We start from the raw sequence: 25773 nt of genomic DNA on the forward strand, positions 1-25773 counted from the left end.
TAGAAGTATTTTTTAAATCGATTTCTGTCATTCTTTAATTTTGGTGAAGTAAATTGAAACCAGGAAAACGCCAAAGCCAACCATGTAAAATAAACTTTCTGCTCCTAGATTCATCCAAATAAGTCCCGCTAAAGAACTTGCTATTAGCGCAGAAATACTATTTAGTCCAGAATAAAGCCCGATAGCGGAAGCAGACTCTTTGGGGCAAATATTTGTTATCCAAGCTTTGGAAATTCCTTCTGTGCTGGCTGCGAAAATTCCATAAAGGGAAAACAAGAATAAATAAAAGTAAAAATTCCCACCGTGACCCATACCTAGATATACAAGGCTAAATAAAATTAAACCAATAATAAAAGCCTTCTTTAAACCAATTTTGTCTCCCAGATAACCCATTGGATAAGAAAAGACAGCGTAGACTAAATTGTAAAAAATATAGACAAGAACAATTTGTGTATCAGAAATGCCTATTTCCTTTAGCCGCAGAAGTAAAAAAACATCAGAGCTATTTAAGAGGCTAAATAGAAGTAGCCCCAGTATTAGGTTTTTGTATTCTACCGGGCTCGTCGTGAAGAAATTCCAAAGAGAAGATTTTACTGTGCGCTTAGAAGAATCTTTTGCCTTTTCCTTTATAAAAAAGGTAAATGTAATTGCAATGGCTCCTGGGAAGAAGGCGAATAGAAATAAACCTTTGTAATTTTGTGGGAAGAAGTATAGGTAAATAAGCGCTAGACTCGGACCTACACAAGCACCAAAAGTATCCATTCCCCGATGAAATCCGAAAACTTTTCCTTTGTTTTCTTTTGTGGATTCGTCAGACAGAAGGGCGTCCCTGGCTCCGGTTCGAATTCCTTTACCTAATCTGTCGGCAGATCGAATTATGAATACCCATAGAGGCAAATTCCATGTAACCAGAAGAGGCTTTGATATGGCGCTTATCGCATATCCTATCTGAACAAATGGTAGTCGCTTTCCATAAGAATCTGAAAGTCTACCAAAGTAGCCTTTGCTTAATCCGGCTAAGGCTTCTGCAATTCCTTCTAAGATTCCAATGAATAAAACTGAAAATCCTATACTTTGCAAGTAAATTGGTAAGATTGGATAAAGCATTTCGGATGCAATATCTGTGAATAGACTTACCAGTGAGAGTATCCAGACGGAGCGGGTAATCATGATTAATTCCTCACTTATAAATACTTTGCAATGAGGTAACCAGAAGTTACCGCTACTAAGCAAAGACTTAAATTTAAAAATACATTTAGAATGGCAGAAATGAATTTCGCCTGTAAAAAGAGAGTCATAGTTTCAAGGCTAAAGGAAGAAAACGTAGTGAAGCCGCCTAGAAAGCCTATGAAAATTAATTGCCGAAAAATTGGAATTGAATCGAGGCGATGTTCATTAATAGAAAATAAAATTCCAATTATGCAAGATCCGATAACATTTACGGCTAGAGTTCCATGAGGAAAATGAATTCCGAAAATTTGATTCACAAGGTTGGATAAAAAAAAACGAGTGACACTACCTAGTCCACCCCCTAAAAAAACAAATAGATATTGCATGAATTGGATTCTCTTAGCCGAATACAATATTAGGCAATATTTTTTTTAAAATATTGAGCAAAGAGAGGAATCATCGCATTGAAGAAAATTAAAGTTGAAGGAGAAGTGAAAACCTTTGTCGCAAAGATGCAAAGGGGTTTATCAAAAGGCAAGCTTGCGGGTATCGTATTTTTTGAAGAGGAGACTGATGCGCTAGTTGTAAGATTTGAAAAATTTGGGACGAGTAAGATTTATTATAAGGTAACCAAAGCGGAAACAGGATTTGTTGCAAATTTTTTGAAGGAGAATATTGCCTTTACCCACGGAATTTTTCGCATTGATGTCGAAAAACAATTAGTAGAAATGATGCGTCGCTTCGGCGCTGAGGTTGAGTGAAATAGAAATTGCAGGAAAATTTTAAATTTGAAAGCTTTTTAGATGAATTAGAAAAAGGAATTATTAAATCACCTACTTCAATAGCGATATCTTCTGAATCAGAAAGAATTTCGTATGCTGAGCTAAATCGGAGAGTAATTAGTATTAGCTGTTACTTGAGAGATTCCGGTATTAAAAATGGAGATATAGTAATCCTTTGGATGGAAAAATCCCCTGAATATATTGAATGTCTTTTAGCTGTATGGGCAGTGGGAGCTGTTTTTCTACCATTGGATAGAAAGACTCCGATTGCGAGAGTGGAATGGATTTGTAAGGATGCAAACGCAAAGTTGATCATTATGGATAATGATAATTATGCGTCAAATCTTACTTGTTTTAATTTAATGGTAACAACGACCAAATTCTTGACCGAGCAAAGAAATACGAGTGTATTGAATGATTTCAGTTCGATGCAAAAAAAATACAAAGTTCAAAGTGATGACGTTGCGTATATTATATATACTTCGGGCTCGACTGGAAATCCGAAAGGAGTAGTCGTAACACACGAGGGGATTGTTAATTTTTTAAAAGAGCAAATCAAAGTATTTCAGGTGAATTCAAAGAGTAGGATATTACAGTATTTATCGATTGGATTTGATGCTTCGATTTCAGAGATAGGTATATCTCTATTATCCGGTGCGGAGGTTAGAATCGAATCGGATTTAAAAATCAAAGATACGGCAGGATTAATTAATGCTTTAGAAAAAGAACAGATAACACATATTTGTCTTCCACCTTCTCTATTGCCGGTTCTCGATATAGATAGAATTCCGAGTAGTTTAGAAACAATTATTATCGGTGGTGAAGTATGTCCTCTAGAGACGGTCAGAGAATGGGCAAGTAAAGTTAGAATTGTCAATGTATATGGTCCGACGGAGGCAACCGTTTGCTCTAGTCTTATCGTTTGCGAGCCTAATTGGAGTAAGCCGCTGATTGGTTATCCTATACCGAATCGGGAATTATTTATTTTAGATGAAGATTTAAAAGAAGCAAAGCAAGGAGAGTTATATCTAAGTGGGGTAGGTCTTGCAAAAGAGTATTTGCATCAAGAAAAGTTGACAGAGGAGAAGTTCTTACTTCTAAATGGAAAGCGACTTTATAAAACAGGGGATCGGGTAGTTTCTCATGGTAGGAATGAAATTGAGTTTATCGGGAGAATGGATCGACAGTTTAAGCTGAGAGGAAACTTGATTGAACCTTGTGAAGTTGAACGACTATTAGCCGCACTTCCGAGGATAAGCTTTGCTTATGTGATGAAACAGAAATTGAAAAGGGATATATTGGTTGCGTATATAGTTTTAAAAAATGAAACACCCATTGAGAGAAAAGAAATTTCCGCAATTAAGAATTATTTAAAAAAAGAGCTACCCTATTGGATGGTGCCAGAGCGCTTTGTTATACTGAACGAAATCCCACTCAATATGAATGAAAAATTGGATTTAAAAAGCTTTCCTCCTTTAGATATGTCACGTCCGTCCTATTTGCCTGAAATTAAAAGACCGATTACAGATAAGGAGCGCATACTTTGTATTATCTTCGAAAAATTGCTTTGCGTTGAGCCAATTGGTATTGATGATGATTTTTTTTTGTTAGGAGGAGATTCTATCTCGATGCTTTCGCTTTACGCTGAGTGTAGTTTAATTGGAATTACCCTCTCAGGAGATAAATTTATTCAAAAACCAACTGTGGCTGGAATTCTTGAAATGAACAAGACAGAAAAATTGGAAACAACAAGTGTGACGTTTCTGGAAAAAGAAGTAAGGCTAAAGGAAGAGTTAAATAACTTGATTCGGAATTCGAATAAAAAACAGACCAGATGTTCTAAAATTTTATTGACTGGCGCGACTGGATTTTTGGGATCAAGAATTTTGTTTGAATTGAGTCAGGATTTTGAAGCTAAGATATATTGTGTTGTAAGAAATAGTTCGGGCTTGAATCCTAAGACAAAAATTGAATCTATTCTTACCCGGCAGGGTGTTGGGATAAAGAATTGGGACAATGTTTACTTTATGGAAGGAGATATTTCAGAACCAAGACTTGGACTGTCGAGTGAGGATTGGAATTTTCTTACAATAAATATTGATTCAGTGTTTCATTTTGCAGCGGAGGTTAATCTTATTATGCCGTATGAGGAACTTAAAAAGGTTAACGTAAACGGAACTTTTGAAATACTGAAGTTTTGCCTCACGGGAAATTATAAGTTTTTGCACTATGCATCGACTCTTTCTGTATTTGTATCCTCTGACGATACAAGGGAAAAATTTTATGAAGAAGATCAATTGAATTCCATGAAAGAAGTTTATGGAGGTTATGCGCAATCAAAGTGGGTGAGTGAAAAAATAATCCATAATGCTATGCAAGAAGGCTACGAGTCGGTTAATATATATAGATTTGGATTGATAACAGGTGATTCAAAGACGGGGTTTGGAAAGACGGATGATTTTCTTATTCGGTTTTTAAAATCTCTTGCAAATCTAAATAAATTTCCAAAGATAAAATCAGAGACAATGAAAGTTGACATTACTCCGATTGACTTCGCGGCTAAGTCTTGTATTGCGTTATCGCACAGTGCGGCAAATAAGCATATATTTCATATTGCGAATCCAAAATCCCTTACGTTCGATCAGTTGTTGAATATTCTAAGAGAGTATGGGATTAGCCTTGATGAAGTTTCTATTGAGGACTACTTTGAAATTTGTAAGTCTCTAGGTGAAGAGGATTCTTATTTGTATCTATCGATTTCTCGTGGGTTGGTTCAGAGAGATGAGTTTACTCCTATTCGTACGCTCGATTTATTCCAGGCTACTGGAGTTCAATTTGATTTTGCAAATACATCTAAATCGATTCCTGATTATTTTAATAAATGTCCTGTGGCTGATAGGAATTTGATTTTTAAGTATTTGGATCAATTGGGAATTCAAGCCTAACTTAACAATTATTTCTGACAATGATTGGGCGCCTCATGGCATAATAAAGATTATGCGCAACTTAAATTTAATTTGCTGCCTTGTTTCGAATAATGCCATGACCCGGCTCGCCCTTTTACTCGCGTGAAGATGCTCGTAACCGGTTGATCCGTGGCGCATAGGAGTCGTTAAATTTTTACGTTTGCTAAAAAAAAATCATTCTTTGCGCACCAAAATGGATTTTCTGAGCCTAGTAATAGTATGAGAACTTTTATAGAAAAAAAGCAATTCAATTCCTGTAAAGATCTCAACGAACCTTCAACTAGATCTTCGTTGCTGATTCCTGCACGCAATATGAGTCTTTTCCTTGAAAAAGTGGAGAGTCATGGAGGAAGCGTTGCTCTGTATCTTTCGCACCTTTTACGACGCTATCGCTTTTTGATACAGAACGGATGTTTAGAAAAACATCCATTTGTAAAAACTGGATATCAGCAAAAACAGCAGGGTTTGAGACGTGTGGACTTCGTTCCACTCGCAGTAGATTGGGCTGAACTAAAATGTCTTAGGGCATTTTTAAATCGAAGCATGACTTGGATTTTTGTGTCTTTACTATTAATTGACTCTCTAGATTTGGATAAAAATCTCCCAGAAAAATACCTCGAATTCGTAGTTCCGAAAAAATCGTATGTGCGGCTAATGGTAAATGCCACACTTTCCAGGAAAAGGGCTTATTATGATAGATTTTTACAAATGACGAGGGATCGAACGGGGTAAATAGTAATTATCCTTAGCACAAAATCCGACAAAAACTATTGCTATTTCTTTTTCACATGAGAGCTGCGCTCGCGATGGGAGTGGCTTGGTTCTGATTGCCAAGGCTTCTCATTCTTGGCAATCAGAACGGAACCCACGGACAGCGCAGTCGGCTCACCTACGGCAAATACTCATTTTTCTCTATGAAAGTTGCCGAAGCGCCCAGAAATACCTTTTGAGTTTGGATGTTTTCTTTTATAACGTAGAGATTTTCCGACTCCAAAAAGGCTTATTATAATCCAAAAACTTTCAATAATCACGGAGGAAAGATTCCAATTATAAAAAAGGGAATAAAGAATTAACATCGCCCCAACTAAATTTATAACTGAGTAGGATAGAGAGTTCGCTTTAATTCTTTCTAATTGTAGCAGCACATAGGAAATGAGAATAAGGAAAACACCTATTAGACCGATCACATCATGTATGTCGTCAATCATATATTATTCCAGGTATTTCTTGAGCAAGTCAGGAAATATTTTTAATTTTTCAAGGATGAGGATAAATAGAAATATACCCATAGCGGCAAATACGAATAAAACCATTAGTAGCAGATAATACTTGATAGTCCATTCGAGTGCTACCTTAAATCGATGCAGAAAAATTGTGAGCCAAGATTTCTTTGCTTGTCCTGATTCTGATAACGAAAATTTAATGGTGCAAAATTCATTTTCTGTGTCGAATTCTCCGAGCTTCACTCCTAGCTTTTGAATTGACTCTTCCACTTCTAAAATTTTATTTTCCAAATTTATCAGTTCATCAATTTTTCCTCCCTTACCTTTGAAAGAGATGAGAGCAGTTCTTGTTTTTTCCAATGATTCCCTTTGTGCATTCAAATCACTGTATTCGTTTGTCTTATCGGTTTTATTTACTTGTATCGATTCTAGTCTTCCGATTTTTTTAATTTCTAAAATCATTTCGTCAAACTTATCGGGATTAACCCCTATCCCTAGATTCAAATGTCTTTTTCCTTCGAGTCCTGAACTTTCTTCGTATTGAATTAGCGCTTTAAAATTCTTGATTAACTCTCTCGTATTCTTTTCTTCTTTTTCAAATTCATTCGTGCTAGATGCCAGCGAGCCGACTTTTTCATATTTCTGATCGAAACTTTTCGTCTGAGCGGGTAATGTCAAACTTTGATTCTCTGTCTTGTAAAATTTCTTTTCACTCGCATAATTCTTCCTGATTAACTCAAACCCATTCTGCGTATTAAAACTCTGACCAGGTGTTTGCCTGACTGCATCATCAGAATATTCTACATACCCATATATTAGCCGCAGAGAAAATAAGCCTGCGAATGAAATTAGAAAATAGAGAAATATTTTTTTAAATTTAGTTTTTAGAAATTCCTTTTCCATAGCCCCAACCTAGTTTTTATTTTGTAAGATTCATTATCGTAACTCCTATGGAATCGGCTATAAAAAATCTAAATTATTTCGTTGAAAAACTTATACACCAATAAACATTAGGAGTATGCTGCCTCAAAATGCAAACTCAGGCGTTCAATTGACATTCAGCTCTCTCGCTGACGAAAAAATTAAAGAGCTCCAAGCTATCATCGATGGAATTACAGAACCGTTGATTCTAATTGATCAAAATTTCGACATCAAGCGCGTGAACCAAGCCACTTTGAGTTTTACAAATGAAGCGGGTTACAGAGATTTAACCAAGCAAAAATGCTACACTAAACTGTATGGACGAGAAAATATTTGTCCTTACTGTCCATTCCTTTCTCATAAAATGGAGCACTCCGATTTTTCAGATGTATTCGATGTAAAATCAAATCCTATTCCAGAAATTAAACGAGAAGTTCTCTTTAAATACGATGGAAAAAATCAAAATCTGAATCTTTCTTTTTTTCCACTCATCGACAAAGACGGAGCCATTTATTCTTTCGTTGAAAAAATTAGTAACATCACAAAGATCAAAGAAAAGGAAGAAGAAAATCTTCGCATGAGAAATCTCGCTTCTCTAGGTATTATGATTTCTGGTGTCGCTCATGAGTTGAACAATCCATTAACGGGCATTAGCCTCACTGTGCAAAATTTAGTAAACAATCTTTCTCATTTTGCTCCGGAGCTAATACTCAATCGCCTCGACCTAATTCAAAAAGACCTTGCTCGAGCAGCTCTCATTGTATCTGACATTATCAGTTTTGCAAAGCCCGAGCGTTCTAAATATACGTTAGCCGATCTAGTAGAGGTTATTTATAAAGCAAAAGAAACAGTTCAGAGACTCTATCCTGATTTATCTAAAAATGTTACTTGGGAAATCAATGCTGATGATGAATATATTTTCTATTTCAATCCATTTAAAATCGAACGTCTCTTTTTAAACTTATTTAGAAATTCTCTTCAGGCTTTTGACTATACTAAGGGCTACATCCGAGTAGACGTTAAGAAGAAAAAAAATTCTACCATCGTCACAATTGAAGACAATGCTGGAGGTATTCCTGAAAATGTTCTCGATAAAATATTTGATCCCTTTTATTCCAATCGTAAAGAAGGCAGTGGCACTGGATTAGGACTATCCATTTGTCACTCTATTGTTAAAGATCACAACGGTAAGATCAATGTAAAATCTTCCGATGATCGAACTAAGTTTTCCATCTCAATCCCAACTATTAAATCACAGACAAGAAAATGAAAAAAATATTAATCGTAGAAGACATCCACTCCATTAGAACCGCTATCAAAGATGTATTAGCCATTGAATACTCTGCATTTGATGCTAAAAATTATTCCGAAGCCGTTGAAATTCTGAAATCTGAAAAGATAGACCTTTTGATTACTGACATCAAGATGCCAGGCAAATCCGGTCTCGATCTAATTCGTCATGTTAGAGAGCACTATCCCGAAACTCTTTATACTCTTATCACTGCCTATAACATCAACGATTATATCAAGTTTGCTAAAGATTACGGAGTATGGAATATTATCCCCAAGTATTCTTTTTTGGATTTACAATTCATCTCCGTTATGGTTAACAAGCTATTAACCGGTGATATTTTTGGCGTCGAAAAATATTTTGACAAAGATCTAATCATCAATGATAAAAATACAGTTGGTAAATTTGAAACTCCTCCACCCAAAGGAATAGTATTTAAAACAATCAAGTCAGACAAAGAACGAGAGTTTTTATCCAATCGCATAGGAAAATTCCTAATTGAAAAAGGTGCTCCCAAAATAATCAATCAAGTCATCGAGGAACTAACGTCTAACGCTATGATTCGTGCCCCCCGCGATGAAAAAGGAAAATCAAAATACCAACTAGAACTTCCAGCACGCGATCTACTGATTAGTGATGAAAAAATTGAGCTCTCCGAGAGCGACTATTTCGAAATAGGTTACGGAACTTACAATAAAACATTTATCATTGTTACCCGCGATAAATTTGGCTCACTCAAGAAAGAAGAAATTTTAAACCGACTCGATAGACATATAAACGTCGATGAAACTACAGGACTTCCTCCCGGCATAAGCGACTCTCACGGGCGCGGACTCTATATTTGCCGCGAAGTCTCTGATAGTATTATTTTTAATATCGAAAAAGGAGTCCGCACGGAAGTAATTACCTTCTTAGATAACAATGAGAATAAGTCCTATAAGTCGCTTTCGATTTATGAAAAATGAAATTAGCCTACTACCACATACTCGACTGGGTAACTGTAATTATACGCTTTTGTCTTTGGTGCAAATGCAACTAAGATTGTAAGAATTCCTACTCGTCCCATAAACATCACAACGGAAATTACAATTTTACTCAGGTCGGAGAGACTCGGTGTGATTCCTCTTGTCAGACCTACAGTTCCGAAAGCAGACACTACTTCGTAACAAATATCTAGAAATGGAAATGGCTCTACTAGTATCATCGAAAAAATTGCGATAAAAATAATGAACAGAGACAAAACAATAGTAGCCGACGCACGCGAAATAGAAGCAGGAGAAATCGTTCTATTAAATATATCCAATCGGTTTCTTCCTCTAACTAAGTCTACTATATGTAAGGCGCTAACTGCAAATGTGCTCGTCTTGATTCCTCCTCCCGTTGAATTCGGCGAAGCTCCAATCCACATGAGTAGGAAAGAGAAGAATACCATTGGCACACCCATCTTTGCAATATCAAGAGTGTTAAATCCTGCTGTTCTTGAAGTAACTGAGTAAAAAATGGAATGAAAAATTCTCTCTGACCATGGTAGATTTTTGAGAGTATAGTTTGTTTCCAGGAAATAATAAGCAATAGCCCCTAGAAAGAAGAAAAGAATACTTACAATGATTACTAATTTAGTCGAAACAGAGAGCTTGATATGACTTGCATCGGGAGTAAATATTTTTTTTGAAATTTCGCTTACGACTGGAAAGCCAAGCCCTCCGAAAATAATTAAAACCATAATTGTCGTGAGATAGATTTTTCCTTCTATAAAAAAAGTTTCTGCTAGCCCATTTGGAAAAAGAGAGAATCCTGCGTTACAAAATGCAGAAATAGAATGAAATATCGAGAAGAAAATTTTCTCCATTCCATTTAACTTTGCTTGATTCGGTAAATAATTATACAGAAGTTGTGCTCCCACGGCTTCTATGATAAGAGTCTGAATTGCGATATGCCGGATAATCTTTTTTACTCTCCCGATTGCCTCTTCACTCAGCAAATCTTTCATAAGTAATTTATCATTTACCGAAGCCTGTCCAGCTAAAAAAATTGAGAAGAAAGTCGTCAGAGTAATAAGCCCTAGTCCTCCGACTTGAATTAAAAATAAAACTATCACTTGACCCATCGTAGTAAAGGAATCAAATATATTAATCGTAGAAAGCCCGGTTACACAAGTAGCACTTACAACTGTGAAGATAATATCAATTAACCGTAAATCAACCTTTTGTGATTTGGGTAAAGAAAGTAGGAGTGTTCCAATGATTCCAATCGATGCAAAGCTAAAGAAAAAAATACGGGAAGGATTTAGTTTTTTTAAATTATAGATTCTAGTATTTCGAACAAGTCTTGCCATATTTGAAAAAATTAGAAAAATCTGATTGATCGACAAGAAAAGGAGTGCTGTGTCCTTTGTTCCAAATTCACCTAAGTGCAGATAATTGACAATATCCTGTTCAAAAATTTTCTGTAACAACACCAGTGCTACTACCATTAGTTCAGGCTTGTGATTTTTTATATAGACAGGATATTCTTCTGTAGTAAAGATAAAGCCGATGATCTCGTAGAGTAATAGATAATTAATTGCAAATGAGTTTACAATCCAAATATAATTTCCCCATTCACGACTATAATAAAAACCATATTCGATTGTTAAAGTTGAAATAGACAAAAGCCCACAAAGAGCAAAGAGTGCGCGACTAACGTTTCTTGTGTAAATAAAATGAAATCCGTGGATTAAAGTTTTTATTTCTATGAGTTTTGCTACGATCTGATGCAACCAAACGAGAGCTTCTCTTTTTTTCCTATTTTTATTCCAAAGCATAAACGATTTACCTTAGCTTCTAATTTCATCTTCATCTAAATTAAATTGCATTTAGAATGAAATTAATTTTTCGTTTGAAGAAAAAATAATATACATCTAAGATTAATTTTATATATTCTTTAATCGCAATGGAAAACCAGATTTTAGAACAAACGCCTGATGAGGAAGACTTTTCCATTGAACTCGTTCGAGCTCAAATACATGGCGTTAATTCAACCCGAAACTTTTTAGCAAACCTTCCTGCAGAAGATTTTTTTGATCTCATAGAAAAGAATCAATCTTTTCAGTCCTTTCAACAATGGATGAACTATTACCTCTGGCTATTTCGAAGTGATCAAGAATTTCAGCAGATTATAAGTCATCCTAAGTTTCCTACAAAATTTTTACTTCAATTCATTTACTTTTCTCTTGGAAAATGGATTTCAGCCGATAACGAGCCCGATGAATTTTTTATGGAAATTGCAAATCTTTTTTCTCCTGAGAAATGCCTTCAGATTTTGATCGAAGAAAAAGTTGCCGATCTGGATGTAAATCTCGCTCTCGCTTTGATTTCCAATTTAGATGAGAGTGGAATTAATTATTATTTCGAAAGAACTGGAAATCGAGATGATGAGACAAATTTTTTCTACGATTTGTTTAGTGAACTCGAAGACTCAATGATAAAATCTTTTTTCATTAAGAATCCAGAACTCTATACACATATTCTTCAAATGTTTAAGAAAGAGAAAGATAAATCAGAAGAACATCGCATAAAGTTCGAGAGGTTTGTCGAAAAGTTTAAAGTAGATTTGGAGATAATCGATCTTACCCTCGATATAAAAGAAAAAGTAATACGTAAATTTGACATGGAGAAGGAAAAGACTTTACCATGTAGTCAAAGAGATTTAAAACGTCTCGTTGGAATTATTAATGCGCTCAAAGATAACAAAAGTGCGATAGATATAGTTCAAATCCTTTATCGACAAAAGACAATTATTGATCGAGAAGAGAAGGAACTAATAAGAAGCATCCTTACCGATGATTATCTGCGCAATATGATTAATGTTTCTGAAAATGTAAAATTGTAGTTGAAATCTTCTGATACGGATTTTCGGATAGGCACATAGAATTTGTCAAGGTGAGCCTGTCGAATCCATGACTTTATTGAGAAAGGTCGCCCGTCGACAGGCTCAGGATGACAATTAAAGTGCATAAATTATTACATTACAATTTCTTATCGCTTTAAATTAAAAGTCCTTACTACCGATCACAAAAGAGAAGTTGAAATTGGATTGGTTTTTATAAAATTGGCTTTGGTCTGAGTGCGGCAAATTGGCATTATTTTCTTTTTTATTTTTCATGTATTCGTCATAGGCATTTATATCAGAAATCATATTTGCAGCAGAAAATCCTCCCGCACACAAAACCGCAAACGCAAATCCCTGAGTCGTCTTCAAAAAATTTACATCTCCGCTGGCTCTTCCGACTAATATTGTTATACCTACAGATAAAGCTGCCGCAAATGGAAACGTTGTCAAGAAGATAATCTCCATTCTCCGTCCTCTCGTTTCTACATATGGCTCAATGTCGCGATTCATAAACTGTCGTTTCTTTTCTTTATTAATCTTATCTTTTTCTCTTTGTCTCGCGATTGCCTCTGGATTTATTTTTCCAGTAATTGGATCTATGGGCAAATTACTAATTTGCGGTTGCATCGGATTTTGAGATTGGTCGTTGGTTCTGCGAATTGAATTTTGTTGTCCCTGCATTAAGCTACTCAAATCGGGTTGTCTTTGCACATTCTTTGGAGTTACGAGTGCAGGTTTCTGAAATTTGGGAGGGAGATCATACTCTTTATAATTACCATCACCTGCTGCGTCCCCGCCTTTTTGATTTTTCATATTATAGTCGTAAGTGTCGTAAAAATCTCCTCTCTGAGCAAAAACTGGAAAGGTAAGAATTAGAATTAAAAAAAATTTATACATGTAATTAACTTTGATTAGCCTCACTAATTCAGAATTTTCCATCTCATATTTCCAGAAGGGGAAGTCCCTCTTTCAAATGAGTGTTTACTCAGCCAGAAAATAAAATTTCTTTTTGTGATCTCTGTTATTGCTCCGTCCCCGTGAATGATTTCTAAAATTTCATAGAAATGGGAAAAATGTGACAATGCTTTTTCGTAAGATACGGAAAGAAAACGAATCGCAAGCGTTAGATATTCAATGTATACAGGCTCATAAATTTTGCCTAATGTCCAATGAGGTTGTGAAATTTTTAAGTTTTGCTTGATTGGTTCAATGATATGCGAGTAGTCAATTTCATCAAATAGTTCTGAGTAGTTACGCGGTCTATCGGTATTAACCGCTTCCGTTTCAGAAAAGAATAATCCTTTGTCAAAGGTTTGCACTTCGAAATCTATAATCTCTCCATTAGCGCGGATTACATTTTTGATAGGAATAATTCGAGTAGAAAAATAAATTCTATCCGTTTCAATGGCGGGGTGTTTTACTTGCGAAGCGGATACTTTTATTTTATCTCTCAAGCTACCGCCGAGATAAGCTGCATCAATCTTGAATATATAAAGATAATTATGCCCACGGATGGAAATTTCTCTAACCAGTGAAATTTTACCTGATTCCCGCTTGGGCTTTTGTATTGGAAGCACGCTACAATTTACCATTGCTTCTGGAATGAAATTTGATAGAATTTGTAAATAAGGATAAATGTCGTTTTCTGTTAAATCGGTATTGGAAATAGCGGGTAATGTGTATTCTGCGTTCAGTAGAATATAAGGTGAATGCAGATTATCCACAAAAATAGTCAGCGGAGAATTTTTTCCATTTAGTCCTTTTAGGAATAAATTCATTTCTTTAAGACTATTTGTTTGAATCATTCTCTACATCCTTAAAATTCAGTTTTCTCAAAAGTGGCGCCCTCATTGCAATGAAAGAGACAATTACTAGGGTCATCGCTCCACCAAAAACAACAGAAGGAATTGCGCCCATAAATTTTGCAGTCACACCTGATTCAAATGCACCGAGTTCATTAGAAGAGCCAATGAAAATACTATTCACCGAAGCTACTCGTCCGCGCATATTTTCAGGAGTAAATGTCTGCATGATAGTCGAGCGCAAAACAACGCTTACACTATCAAAGACTCCGCTGAGAGCAAGTAAAAAAATGGATAAGTAAAAATAAGAGGATAAACCAAATAAAATCATACTCATTCCGAATCCCGCAACAGCTACAAGTAGTATTATTCCAGAATTTTCTTTAGGAGGTTTATAGGCTAATAGCATCGCCATGAGAGAAGCACCAAATGCGGGGCTTGCTCGTAAAATTCCTAATCCTTCCGGTCCGACTTGTAAGACTTCTTTTGCAAAGACGGGGAGCAAAGCGACAGCACCACCAAATAAAACTGCAAACATATCAAGGCTCATCGCCGCAAGCATTACTTGATTGGAAAAAACAAATTTGAATCCTGAGAACAGGCTTTCAAAAATTGATTCGCCGTGTTTTTTCTCTGGAATTGGCTTTGGTAAAATTCTAGAATAAAAAAGAATAGCGGCTAATAGCAAACAAGCATCTACCGAATAAGCAAGCTTAGCCCCTTCGAATCCATAGAGTAGTCCTCCTAGTGCAGGGCCACAAACTGCTGCCACTTGCCATGCGATACTATTCCACGCGGAAGAATTTGGATACATATGCTTGGGAACTAATTGAGCCATAAACGCTGAGAGAGATGGATTTAAAAATCCTCTTGCGATTCCACTTAGAAATATAACTGCATATATGGGATAAACAGAATTAGCCGGTAAGTTTAAAAGAGAGGTGCTGAGAACAAGTAGACAGATAGAACATAAAAAAAGAACAGTGTAACAGATTAATACTATTTTCTTTCTATCTTTTCTGTCTGCTATATGTCCTGCAAATAAAGACACTGAGATTGATGGGATAATCTCGAATAGCCCGACAAGTCCGAGAGCGAGGGGGTCGCCTGTTTTATCAAAAACTTGCCAGGCAACAACTACAGCCTGAACTTGAATTCCAACAACTGCTAAAAACCTTGCAACTACAAAGTTTCGAAAGTCCAGAATTCGAAGGACTGCATAGTTATTGTCTTTCATTAATCCGCTTTAATCTTAAATGGTTTTTTATTCTTATTAATTTCTTCGTCAGTGATTTTGTATTCATCCTGTAGAAATTCTCTAAAGTCAATCGCCTTATCGTGATCTCTATCTCCATCACATTGTCTATTCCATGGCACCGAGCGCATAACGCCATTTACCACTGCAGGTTTTAGATAGAGCGCACCACCCATTGGACAAACTCCGGGCTTCGGTGAAAGACCATTATGCGCACACACTCCACCGGCTGCAACTCCTTCAGGCATTGGATCAGTTCCATCGGGAAGTTTGAATTGCGGATACTCTCTTGTATCATACCATCTTGCATAAATTCTAGCCCATACTGGAACAGCGGTCAAGGCAGCAGTCATACCCGGACCAAGTGAGATGGAGTTTTTATCATAGCCCATCCAGAACACGGAACTGAGCTTTGGATCAAATCCACAATACCAAACGTTTGTAAAAGAACTTGTCGATCCAGTCTTTCCACCGGATACTCCATCGTATTTTGCTTCTCTGAGGGCACTCGTTGGAGTACCACCGTCGGCTACTCCTTGTAGCATCCTTCTTACAATCCAAGCTGTGCTCTCTGGAATTACTTGGATTGTGCCGTTAGCTGCTTTAGCTGCGAGTTCTTTTTGAATAATTACTTCTTTGTTAAAAATGACAGAGCCAGTTTGATTTTTTACATAGCGAACAGAAAAAGGAATTACATCTCGTCCTTTATTTGAGATAATAGAATATCCAAGTGCCATTTCATATGGAGTCAATTCCGCTACACCCAAAGCGAGAGTAGGGTTGTCCGGAAAACGACGCTTATTCGCTTTGGTAAGTTTTGACGCAAAATCAATAATAGCCTCTGCTCCTACTTTAAAGAAGATTTGCACGGATACAATATTGAGTGATAGCGCCAAAGCTCTGTAAGCCGGAACCATACCTTTGAAATCGCCTGTAGAATCTTCCGGCGCCCAGCCATGTCCGTCATCGTTCATCGTAGTAAGTGGTGCATCCATAATTCCTGTTCCACTTGAAATGACTCGCTCATTAATAGCTGCGCCATATACAAAAGGCTTAAAAGAAGAGCCAGTTTGTCGTCTTGCCTGCATCGCACGATTGAATTGATTTTTAGGAGTAAACTTTGAACCACCAACCATGGTTTGGATATAACCAGTTCCCGGCTCGATTGTAATGAATGCGCCTTCTACGTGAAGATTTTTTGTAAATACAGCCGTGCGTTTTCTAAATTCACCAACTGCCGCCGCTTCGTTTTCGATTGGAGTAAGTGCAGTCAAAATATCCATCGCATCACTGAGTTCATTTTCTAGAGTAGAACGGTAATTAGCCGCTTCATCGAACTTGCTAATTTCCATTGGAGCAACAGGGAAAATACTTCCGAGTAATCCGTATAAGCCTACAAGTTGTCCATCCACTCCCGCTTTAAAAGAATTACTTAAACCAAAAGAGGTTTTGTCATAATGAGTCAGTGCTTTTTTTACTTCGTCTTCTGCGATTTCTTGTTTGCGCAAATCGAGTGTGGTATATACCTTTAAGCCGCCGGTGTAAACTAAGTCTTCTCCCAAATCAGCAAGAAGTTGTTTACGCACATGCTCGGTAAAATAAGGAGCGCGGTCGAGTTTGGTTCCCCAAGTCGAGCGAGAAGGAGACTGGGTAATCACGATTGGCCAGTATCTCTGCCAGAATTCGTCGTGCATTGCCTGAATGCTTTCTTTTTTGAGATAACCATTTTCTGACATGAGGCGAAGTATTGTTAGATGCGCTTTCTTAGCGATGTTTGGATTTTTATAAGGAGAGTATTGAACAGGAGCTTTGGGAAGTCTCGCAAGCATTGCCGCTTCTGCCACATCTAAGTCTTGCACATCTTTCGAAAAATAAACAGTCGAAGCAGTGGATAATCCCGTTGAGCCGTGACCTAAGTAAACCAGGTTAAAATAAATTTCTAAAATTTCTTCTTTCGAATATTCTTGCTCGATTTGTAAAGTAAGAAGTGCTTCGATAAATTTACGAGTGAAACTTTTCTTAGAATTTTTCAAAATTGCTTTCGACAATTGTTGCGTAATCGTAGATCCACCCTGCTTGACTTTCAAGTGGATAAGATTGATAAACCCCGCGCGAATGATAGCTTTGAAATCAATACCAAAGTGATTGTAAAAATTATTATCTTCGACAGAAATAAAGGCATGAATGACGTGAGGCGGAATATCCTGAAAGCGAAGTAGCTCCTGGCGATGGCGATAAAGCTCTGCAAACGGAACTCCGTTCAAATCATAGAGCTTCGTCGGAGTCGTCGGCAAATAAGTAGCAAGCTTTGTTAGCTCTTCGCCCCTATCCACCTCCGACAAAATATATCCAAAAAATCCACCCGAAAGTAGTGCCCCGATGAGCAGTATAATAACAGAAGTTTTAATGCTTTTCGTATTCATATTCTTCCATTTTTCAAAATGGGAAAGACTAGGCTAGAAATTTTTAGGGTGAGGAATTGGAAGATTACCACGGATGAACACGGATTGGGAATGGTTTTACCCCAGTCACCTCGAACTGCCCCATCGTGAGAGGTCTATCTTGCTTAAAACTATCGTAGTATTGCCAGATAGATTTCTCACATCCGCCTATTTGCTTAGTCATAAATCTAGTCGCCAAGCGACGTTCGAAATGACAGTTAAAATAAATTATTACCACTCGCCAGCGCGCTCGAAATAGCAGATTCAGGAATCACTCTTGACATTTCTTTTATCGAAAATGCTTAGTGTGCGTATGAAGAATTTCAAACTTTTCCTAAAGTTCCTTTCCGTTATTGTATTTGTATTTTTACAACAGAATCCGTATCACGCAGACGATGAAAAATCAAAGCCTTGGCACGAAAAAAAACGTTATGTTTTTTTGGTTGGGATTAACAAATACAAAAATACAACCGAATTAAAATACGCGGTGAAAGATTCGAGAGAGATGTATAAACTTTTTTCGCAAGTTGGGCATTTTGATAAAATATTTATGCTGAATGATATAGATGGAAAAGTTATTGTCACAAAAGGAAAAGAAGAATCACGGGATATGCAGTATTTGCCGACGAAGGCAAATATTGAAGCGACTTACAAATCAATTCTTGCAGAGAAGCCAGATACGCTTGTATTTTATTATTCAGGACACGGATTTATTGATGGGAAGGATGATAAAAATTCTATCGCGCCGATGGATGTGGAAGTGGAGTTTGTAAAAGAGAAAGCAGTTGCCAAAAATGGAATCGTGCTAACGGAAATGGCAAATGGTTTTAAAACAGAAGCAGAGAAAGCAAAAGAAGCGGATAAAGGCAAATCTGAAATCGATCAAGTGATATTTTTAATTGATGCCTGTCGCAGTCCTTTGCCGAAAGCAGATGCAGAAGAAGCACCAACGCAAAATAAAAAAGAATTAGGCAAAGACGATAAGACAAAAGCGGCAAATTCTGGTAAGCCTGAACCAAGTAAAGAAATCGCAAAAGAAATTCCAAAAGAAGAGCCGACCAAAGAACTTATTTCCTTTCAAAACTATGGAGAAGAAATTCCGCAGATTGTAAAGGATGCAAAGGGAGTTGTGATTCTAATTGGAACTTCTCCGAATGAATCTTCTTTAGAAGATGAATCCATTGAAAGTGGAAAGTTTACCTACTATATGCGTAAGGCAATCTCTGGCGGAATACAAGACGAAACCCCTGCTGAGTATGTAACCCTTGAGAGTTTAGAATTATTTGTAAAAAAGAAATTTGATTTAGAGCAATTAGAGTATGAAAAAGTTGAAAGGGAACGCGGGAATGGCGAAATATCGCAGAGCAAACCCAAACAAGCTGTTTACAAGGTGTCAACTCAGAGAGGATTCACAGGAGATTTTTTAATCACCTACGGACGACCACCGGAATCAGAAGTGCGAGTAGAGCGCCGTGGGTATATGGACACAAGCGAAGAACGACCAGTAGCCGCTAAAGTTTTATTCAACAAAAACAAGGAGCGCTACGATTTAAAATTCTTTGCGAAGAGTAAAGACACCGGAAAATACTATCCCGAAAGTCTAGAAGGAATTTCTAGAATGAAATATGCTTTTGATAGAAATAAAATGGGAGACTTGCAAGGCTTTACAGCAGAGCAATACAACTACAACGAAGAGCCTGTTTATACACATGGACTTGAGCTTGACGAAGAAAATGGTTGGGAGTTTACTTCTCTTTATCCGCTCACAGAAGAAGATAAAAAAGACAAAGACAAAAAGAGAATCCGTTTCCAGAGGCAGAAGTTTGACTTCAATGGGAACAATATTTTACAGGAATACTTCGACGACAAAGGAAAACCAGTCGCGATTGGAAGTGCAGAGATTACGAAAACAATTCGAGCCTGGGATTATAACGGCGAAAAGACTCTCGAAGAATTCTACAATGCCAAGGGAGAACTCACAAACAACGAATACGGTTACGCCCGTTATACCGCAAGCTACTTAGGAAAAGGAAAACCGGTCTCCGAAGAATACTTTGGCTCCGACGGAAAGCTTTCCGGCAATCAAACAGGAATTGCTCGAAAAACATTTACCTATGACCCTAGGTATAAGCTTGTTAGCCAACAAAACTTTGATAAAGAAGGAAAACGCATCGGCGACAAAGACGAAGTAGCCGTTACGAATTATACTTATAACGATGCTTGTGTGAATCGGATTTGGAATCTAGAATCATCTAAGGAAATATACCAAGAATCTGACGACAAAGCCAAATCAGAACTAACCGAAAAATTCAAACGCAAAGAAGCCTACGCTGACTGCATCGAAACAGAAGTCTATCTAGACAAATCAGAAAAGTCTAAAGCAAGACCAAGTGGAATTGCCAAGAAAGAAAACCAATTCAACGACAAGGGACTAAAGAAACTAGAACAATACTTCCGCCATGACGAACGCCCTGGCACAAAGGAGGAATCTTCCGCACAGTCTATACCTACGACGACAAAGATCGAGTAACCGCTAAAAAGTATTTCGGAGAAACAAGAAATACAACTCTAGACCCTGTTCCTGTTACAGATGAAAGGGGAATCCATGAATACCGTTACCAATATGGAACCACCGGTGGAGGCAAATACCAATTTGGCTACAAGAAGGAATTATTAGAGCGCGTTACTTATTATGGAGTTGACGGCAAATTGGTATCTACCGCTGAAGGGATTTCGATTGAAGAGCATTTGTTTACTTATAATCGGGAGAGGAAGGATTATGAGGAATCGATTGTGCATTATTTAGATGAGAAGGAAGACCTTGTAAAGGGGAATAAAAGCAATTCGAAGTTTTCTATAAATGATAAAAATGGAAATATAGTTTTGAAAGAATTTTTTGGACAAGATGGAAAGTGGAAAGGAGATCACTGGGGCATTGCACGATATGTGTATAAATATGATGAAAAAGGGAATAAACTATTACAAGAAACGTATGGAACGGATGGAAAATTAGAAGTGTACGGCGATGCGCGTATTGCGCGATATGTATTTAAATATGATGAAAAAGGAAATATAATATTAGAAGAAACTTATAGAGCAGATGGAATATTGAAAGACTATATTAGCACCAAATATGACGAAAAGAGAAACGAAATATTACGAGAGCTTTATAATGCAGAAGGAAAGTTATTTTATAAATATATGTATAAATATGATGAAAAAGGGAATAAAGTATTAGAAGAAACTTATGGAGAAGATGCAAAGTTAAGAATTAAATTTGTGTATAAATATGATGAAAAAGGAAATAAACTACTAGAAGAAGCTTATAGAGAAGATGGAAAATTATTTTTTAAATACGTATATGATGAAAAAGGAAATAAACTGCTAGAAGAAATTTATAGAGAAGATGGAAAGTTAATAGATAAATATGTGCAGAAATATGATGAAAAAGGGAATAAACTATTACAAGAAACTTATGGAGAAGATGGAAATATAAAAGAACGATTATCATTAGTGTATAAATATGATGAAAAAGGAAAAAAAGTATTGGAAGAAACTTATGGAACAGATGGAAATCTAAAAGAACGATTCGTGTATAAATATAACGAAAAAGAAAAAAAAGTATTAGAAGAAACTTATGGAACAGACGGAAATCTAAAAGAACGATTCGTGTATAAATATAATGAAAAAGAAAATATGTTATCAAAAGAAACGTATGGAGCAGACGAAAAGTTAATAGATAAATATTTGTATAAATATGATGAAAAAGGAAATAAAGTATTAGAAGAAACTTATGGAGCTGATGGAAAGTTAAAAGAAAAATTTACCGTCGAGGTTGTGTATAGAGATGATGAAGAAGGAAATAATTTAGCAACGGGATACATCGACAGTGTTGCACGATATGTTTATAAATACGATGAAAAAGGAAATAAAATCTTAGAAGAACAGTATAGAGCTGATGGAAAGACAAAGTACGAATATCTAGATAATAATACTGCACGTGTGGAAATAGAAAAAGAATTTAGTGAAGAGTGGAAGCAAATCCATACTAGCCTCTTAGATGCTTTGAAAGAAAAGGAATTTAATAAAGAACTATCTACTATAGAAAAACAAATTTCTGTTTGGAAAAAAGAATATCGACATCTACCTAACTTAGAAAAAAAGCTAACAGACTCTCTCGGACAAGAAAAGGGTAAGAAGCTCTTCAATGAATATAATGACTTCGTAAAAAAATTCACCAAAGAACTCGAAAACTGCACATTACGCAAAGTATCCTACCGATACGATGGAACGTTAGCCGAAAGAAAAGAGCGCTTCGACAGATACCACCCGTTAACCACTGAGAAGCCCGATGCTAACGGAGTGCTTGAGTCGCCTGAGTATCATCTCTATTTTCCAAATCCCCGCGGGCAGTTCGAGAAGAGACTTCTTCATTTGAAGCTCGACAGGTTCTATCGTCCGGTGGGCTTGGAGTTTGAGAAGAGGTAGATATTACCTATTCCTAATTTTGGATTACTGGTTTTTTTTAAGTGTGGGTTATGCGTGTTTGCCGGAATGACCTAACCCCACATCTGTCAGATGTTGTCTGGCTATTATGGATTAGCCACTTCCGGCGAAGGCGCTGGGTTTGCGACTAAGCAAACGGGTGGAAAGGGAAGGTGCTACTTCAGAGTATTCTACGCTACGGCAGAGTGTGGGGTTAGGTCAAAAAGTCCCCCAACAACTAAAAAATCCCATTTTTTTTCTACTTGCATCACAATCCCTGATTCGAAAATCTCTCAACTGAGGTCGCTATGAGCAAATTAGAACGAAATCTGGGTCCGTTTTTACTTTGGGGACTCGGTGTGGGATATGTAATTTCGGGAATGTATTTTGGATGGAATTTAGGACTGCCAAAAGGCGGAAGTCTTGGATTTGCGATTGCGACATTTTTTGTAATGATTATGTATATCGCGTTTACGTTTAGTTATACGGAGCTTGCCTGTGCGATTCCGAAAGCCGGTGGTGCGTTTGACTACGCAAACTTGACATTAAATCATCATCTCGGGTATATTGCGGGTGTCGCACAGATTATCGAATTTGTATTTGCCCCTCCTGCCATTGCAGCGGCTATTGGTGCTTATTTCCATATTTTCTTTCCTGCTATTCCTGTTCTTACAATTGCCATTTTCGCCTATTTGGTATTTACCGCTCTTAACATTTCGGGCGTAAAGACTGCTGCTTCTTTTGAGTTGGTCGTAACGATTTTTGCAGTTGTCGAATTGCTTATATTTGCCGGTATCACCCTTCCTCATTTTCAATATTCTAATCTGGAAAAAAATCCTCTGCCCAATGGGATTGCAGGAATTTTTGCTTCGATTCCATTTGCTATTTGGTTTTTTTTAGCCATTGAAGGAGTTGCCAATGTTGCCGAGGAGGTTATCAATCCACAAAAAAACATTTTGATAGGATTTGGTTTTGCTTTACTGACACTTGTTATTCTTTGTATTCTCACTTTTATTTCTTCGGTTGGAGTCAGTGGTTGGGAAAGCATTGTTTACCCCGAAGGCTCTAGGGAAATGTCAGATTCTCCTCTTCCGCTTGCACTTTCTTTTATTGTAGGAAAAGACTCAGCTCTTTATCATATGCTGATTACAATCGGATTATTCGGATTAGTCGCATCTTTTCATGGAATCATTCTTGCATCCGGTAGAGCGACCTATGAATTCGCAAGAGTGGGTTATGCACCGAAGCCACTCGGAGTAATTAGTCCAAAGTTTCATACACCGGCTAATGCCTTGTTAGCCAATACTGGAATTGGAATTCTCGCCCTTCTTACAGGAAAAACTTCTGAGATTATTACACTTGCCTGCTTTGGTGCTCTTACACTGTATATCATTTCAATGTTTGCTCTTCTTTATTTGCATAAAAATCATCCGCATATCAAAGGGTCTTTTAAGGTTCCATTTTTTCCAGTCACACCAATCGTTGCACTCATTCTTGCCTTTATTTCCATTGTATCCCTTTTTGTTTTTAATTTTACGATTGGGATTTTCTATATTATAATTTTAAGTATTGCTTATTCTTATTTCTACTTTTATTTGAGAGGAAGGAACCATGTATAAAACAGTCGTTAGTCGAAAGACCTACCAATTTAAAAATCTAAAAGTATTAATGGCGAAAGCTACTCCTCTTCGTTCGGGAGATATTTTAGCAGGTGTTGCGGCTAACACACAAGAAGAAAGAGTGGCAGCACAAATGGCACTTGCGGAAGTTCCCCTCAAGCGTTTTTTGGAAGAGGAATTAATTCCTTATGAAAAAGATGAGGTCACAAGATTAATTTTGGATTCTCATAACAAAGAAGCATTTCAACCAATTGCCAATTTGACCGTTGGAGAATTTCGCGAGTATTTGCTTTCGGAAAATACTACTACAGAGATTTTACAGAGAATCAAAGATGGAATTACTCCTGAAATGACTGCTGCGGTTTCTAAGATTATGCGCAACCAGGACTTGATTTCTGTTTCCAAAAAATGCGAAGTCATTACTAAGTTTAGAAATACAATTGGACTTCACGGAAGGCTTTCTACAAGACTACAACCCAATCATCCAACAGACGATTTAAAAGGAATTGCAGCAAGTTTAATTGATGGACTTCTTCTAGGTAGTGGGGACGCCGTGATTGGAATTAACCCTGCTACGGATAATGTCCATAATGCGATAGAGCTTTTGAAAATGCTAGATGGAGTCAGAGAAAAATACAAAATTCCGACTCAGTCTTGCGTATTAACCCATGTAACAAATACAATCGAAGCCATTCAAAAAAAAGCACCCGTTGACTTGGTATTTCAATCAATCGGTGGAACGGAAAAAACAAATTCTAGTTTTGGGGTAAATCTTAATTTGCTCGGGGAAGCCTACGAGGCAGGACTATCGCTTAAGCGTGGAACAGTCGGAAATAACTTAATGTATTTTGAAACAGGGCAGGGGAGTTCTCTTTCGGCTAATGCTAATTATTCTCTAGACCAACAAACCTGTGAGGTGCGAGCCTATGCAGTGGCAAGAAAATTTAATCCGCTCCTAGTAAACACAGTAGTTGGGTTTATTGGACCGGAATACTTATACAACGGCAAACAGATAATACGCGCTGGACTAGAAGATCATTTTTGTGGGAAGCTACTTGGACTTCCTATGGGCTGTGATATTTGTTATACCAACCACGCAGAAGCAGATCAGGATGATATGGATACGCTACTAACTCTACTCGGAGTTGCCGGGTGCACCTTTATAATGGGAATTCCGGGAGCGGATGACATTATGCTAAATTATCAGAGCACTTCGTTTCATGATGCGTTATACGCAAGGCAAGCTTTGGGATTAAAGCCAGCTCCTGAATTTGAAGACTGGCTTTTGAAAATGCAAATCTTAGACGAGAAAATGATTCCCCGCTCTAAGACTACTGCTAAGCTATTAGCAGAATTTTAATGGTGGTGTCCACCTTCTCCATGAACATGACCGTGGTCTAGTTCTTCCTGGCTAGCGTCACGAATGCTTTTGATTGTTACATCAAAGTTAAGTGTTTCGCCGCTTAAAGGATGGTTTGCGTCAATTTGAACTTCATTTTCTTCAATGGAGGTAATAGTGACTATGCGCACTTCCCCGCCCATGTTTGCCTGTAACTGCATTCCCACTTCTAGGTTTGGAATTTGAGCAAAGTGTTTACTTGGAATTAGCTGCACGAGGTTCTCATCGAAATTGCCATAAGCTTTTTCGGGAGGAATAACGGCGTTAAACGTATCGCCGACTGATTTTCCTTCTAGAATTTCTTCAAGACCTGGAATAAGATTTCCGATTCCTTGAATGTAAACGAGTGGCTCTTGACCAACAGATGAGTCAATGATTTCGCCATCTGTATTTTTTAATGTATAGTCGATTGCAACGACTTTGTTTTTAGAAATAACCATAAAATATCCTTTCTCCACAAAAGATAGAAAGGAATCCTTGTCTTAGGTGGGTTTTTAATTCTTTATTTTTACAAAAAAATAGGATAAGGAATCTGTCATTCTCTTTTTA

21 protein-coding genes are annotated in these 25773 nt (G+C 37.1%); 10 read left to right on the plus strand and 11 right to left on the minus strand.

Going from position 1 to position 25773, the window contains the following annotated elements; translation table 11 throughout:
• Positions 1 to 27 precede the first annotated feature (27 nt).
• Both IPH52_28045 and crcB read right to left on the minus strand, forming a co-directional pair.
• The gene (locus IPH52_28045) at positions 28 to 1170 is read right to left on the minus strand and encodes an MFS transporter (protein MBK7058834.1); all 1143 of its coding nucleotides are present in this window, start codon (positions 1168 to 1170) and stop codon (positions 28 to 30) included.
• A 14-nt stretch (positions 1171 to 1184) separates the two neighbouring features.
• Positions 1185 to 1556 (minus strand): fluoride efflux transporter CrcB, encoded by a 372-nt coding sequence (gene crcB / locus IPH52_28050; protein ID MBK7058835.1) that lies wholly within the window; start codon positions 1554 to 1556, stop codon positions 1185 to 1187.
• Positions 1557 to 1634: 78 nt separating this feature from the next.
• Between crcB and IPH52_28055 the strand changes: the two genes are divergently transcribed.
• From IPH52_28055 to IPH52_28065, 3 genes are all read left to right on the plus strand, one after another.
• Positions 1635 to 1931, plus strand: a complete 297-nt coding sequence (locus IPH52_28055; GenBank protein MBK7058836.1) for a hypothetical protein — start codon at positions 1635 to 1637, stop codon at positions 1929 to 1931.
• Between the two features lie 8 nt (positions 1932 to 1939).
• Entirely contained in the window at positions 1940 to 4897 is a 2958-nt protein-coding gene (locus IPH52_28060; GenBank protein MBK7058837.1) for an amino acid adenylation domain-containing protein, read from the plus strand.
• A gap of 240 nt (positions 4898 to 5137) precedes the next feature.
• On the plus strand, positions 5138 to 5650 hold the full coding sequence (locus tag IPH52_28065) for a DUF1564 family protein (protein MBK7058838.1): 513 nt from the start codon (positions 5138 to 5140) through the stop codon (positions 5648 to 5650).
• Between the two features lie 170 nt (positions 5651 to 5820).
• On the opposite strand, the gene IPH52_28070 is transcribed toward IPH52_28065, so the two are convergent.
• Positions 5821 to 6126 (minus strand): hypothetical protein, encoded by a 306-nt coding sequence (locus IPH52_28070; GenBank protein MBK7058839.1) that lies wholly within the window; start codon positions 6124 to 6126, stop codon positions 5821 to 5823.
• Between the two features lie 3 nt (positions 6127 to 6129).
• A complete protein-coding gene (locus IPH52_28075) occupies positions 6130 to 7044 on the minus strand; it encodes a DUF4349 domain-containing protein (protein MBK7058840.1) in 915 nt (304 codons plus the stop codon).
• A 115-nt stretch (positions 7045 to 7159) separates the two neighbouring features.
• On the opposite strand from IPH52_28075, the gene IPH52_28080 reads away from it, so the two are divergent.
• Together IPH52_28080 and IPH52_28085 are read left to right on the plus strand one after the other, a co-directional pair.
• Positions 7160 to 8332, plus strand: coding sequence for a HAMP domain-containing histidine kinase (locus tag IPH52_28080; protein MBK7058841.1), 1173 nt, complete (start codon positions 7160 to 7162; stop codon positions 8330 to 8332).
• Positions 8329 to 9318, plus strand: coding sequence for a response regulator (locus tag IPH52_28085; protein ID MBK7058842.1), 990 nt, complete (start codon positions 8329 to 8331; stop codon positions 9316 to 9318). The genes IPH52_28080 and IPH52_28085 overlap by 4 nt, the downstream gene beginning before the upstream one ends.
• Before the next feature lie 2 nt (positions 9319 to 9320).
• On the opposite strand, the gene IPH52_28090 is transcribed toward IPH52_28085, so the two are convergent.
• Entirely contained in the window at positions 9321 to 11069 is a 1749-nt protein-coding gene (locus IPH52_28090; GenBank protein ID MBK7058843.1) for a portal protein, read from the minus strand.
• Positions 11070 to 11284: 215 nt separating this feature from the next.
• On the opposite strand from IPH52_28090, the gene IPH52_28095 reads away from it, so the two are divergent.
• Positions 11285 to 12223 carry a hypothetical protein gene (locus tag IPH52_28095; GenBank protein MBK7058844.1) on the plus strand — a complete coding sequence of 313 codons (939 nt, stop codon included), beginning with the start codon at positions 11285 to 11287 and terminating at the stop codon, positions 12221 to 12223.
• A 159-nt stretch (positions 12224 to 12382) separates the two neighbouring features.
• Here the strand turns inward: IPH52_28095 and IPH52_28100 are convergent, their stop codons facing one another.
• The 5 genes from IPH52_28100 to IPH52_28120 all read right to left on the minus strand — a co-directional run bounded on the left by IPH52_28100 (position 12383) and on the right by IPH52_28120 (position 17905).
• Positions 12383 to 13162, minus strand: a complete 780-nt coding sequence (locus IPH52_28100; GenBank protein MBK7058845.1) for a hypothetical protein — start codon at positions 13160 to 13162, stop codon at positions 12383 to 12385.
• Positions 13144 to 14028: a hypothetical protein gene (locus IPH52_28105; GenBank protein MBK7058846.1), complete on the minus strand. Its 885-nt coding sequence runs from the start codon at positions 14026 to 14028 to the stop codon at positions 13144 to 13146. The genes IPH52_28100 and IPH52_28105 overlap by 19 nt, the downstream gene beginning before the upstream one ends.
• Positions 14012 to 15262 carry an MFS transporter gene (locus tag IPH52_28110; GenBank protein ID MBK7058847.1) on the minus strand — a complete coding sequence of 417 codons (1251 nt, stop codon included), beginning with the start codon at positions 15260 to 15262 and terminating at the stop codon, positions 14012 to 14014. The genes IPH52_28105 and IPH52_28110 overlap by 17 nt, the downstream gene beginning before the upstream one ends.
• Complete coding sequence (locus IPH52_28115; GenBank protein MBK7058848.1) at positions 15262 to 17703, minus strand: transglycosylase domain-containing protein; 2442 nt, start codon at positions 17701 to 17703, stop codon at positions 15262 to 15264. Before IPH52_28115 ends, IPH52_28110 begins: the two co-directional genes overlap by 1 nt.
• A 64-nt stretch (positions 17704 to 17767) precedes the next feature.
• Positions 17768 to 17905 carry a hypothetical protein gene (locus IPH52_28120; GenBank protein ID MBK7058849.1) on the minus strand — a complete coding sequence of 46 codons (138 nt, stop codon included), beginning with the start codon at positions 17903 to 17905 and terminating at the stop codon, positions 17768 to 17770.
• Between the two features lie 129 nt (positions 17906 to 18034).
• Here IPH52_28120 and IPH52_28125 point away from each other — a divergent pair, with 129 nt between their 5' ends.
• The 4 genes from IPH52_28125 to IPH52_28140 all read left to right on the plus strand — a co-directional run bounded on the left by IPH52_28125 (position 18035) and on the right by IPH52_28140 (position 25185).
• Positions 18035 to 20251, plus strand: coding sequence for a caspase family protein (locus IPH52_28125; GenBank protein ID MBK7058850.1), 2217 nt, complete (start codon positions 18035 to 18037; stop codon positions 20249 to 20251).
• A 179-nt stretch (positions 20252 to 20430) separates the two neighbouring features.
• Positions 20431 to 22209 (plus strand): hypothetical protein, encoded by a 1779-nt coding sequence (locus IPH52_28130; GenBank protein ID MBK7058851.1) that lies wholly within the window; start codon positions 20431 to 20433, stop codon positions 22207 to 22209.
• 305 nt (positions 22210 to 22514) lie between these two features.
• On the plus strand, positions 22515 to 23825 hold the full coding sequence (gene eat, locus IPH52_28135) for an ethanolamine permease (GenBank protein ID MBK7058852.1): 1311 nt from the start codon (positions 22515 to 22517) through the stop codon (positions 23823 to 23825).
• Positions 23818 to 25185, plus strand: coding sequence for an ethanolamine ammonia-lyase subunit EutB (locus IPH52_28140; protein MBK7058853.1), 1368 nt, complete (start codon positions 23818 to 23820; stop codon positions 25183 to 25185). Before eat ends, IPH52_28140 begins: the two co-directional genes overlap by 8 nt.
• On the opposite strand, the gene IPH52_28145 is transcribed toward IPH52_28140, so the two are convergent.
• Positions 25182 to 25664, minus strand: coding sequence for a peptidylprolyl isomerase (locus IPH52_28145; GenBank protein ID MBK7058854.1), 483 nt, complete (start codon positions 25662 to 25664; stop codon positions 25182 to 25184). The two genes, IPH52_28140 and IPH52_28145, sit on opposite strands and share 4 nt — an antisense overlap.
• Positions 25665 to 25773: the final 109 nt, after the last annotated feature.

Source organism: Leptospiraceae bacterium (genome assembly GCA_016708435.1).
Classification (GTDB): Bacteria; Spirochaetota; Leptospiria; order Leptospirales; family Leptospiraceae; genus UBA2033.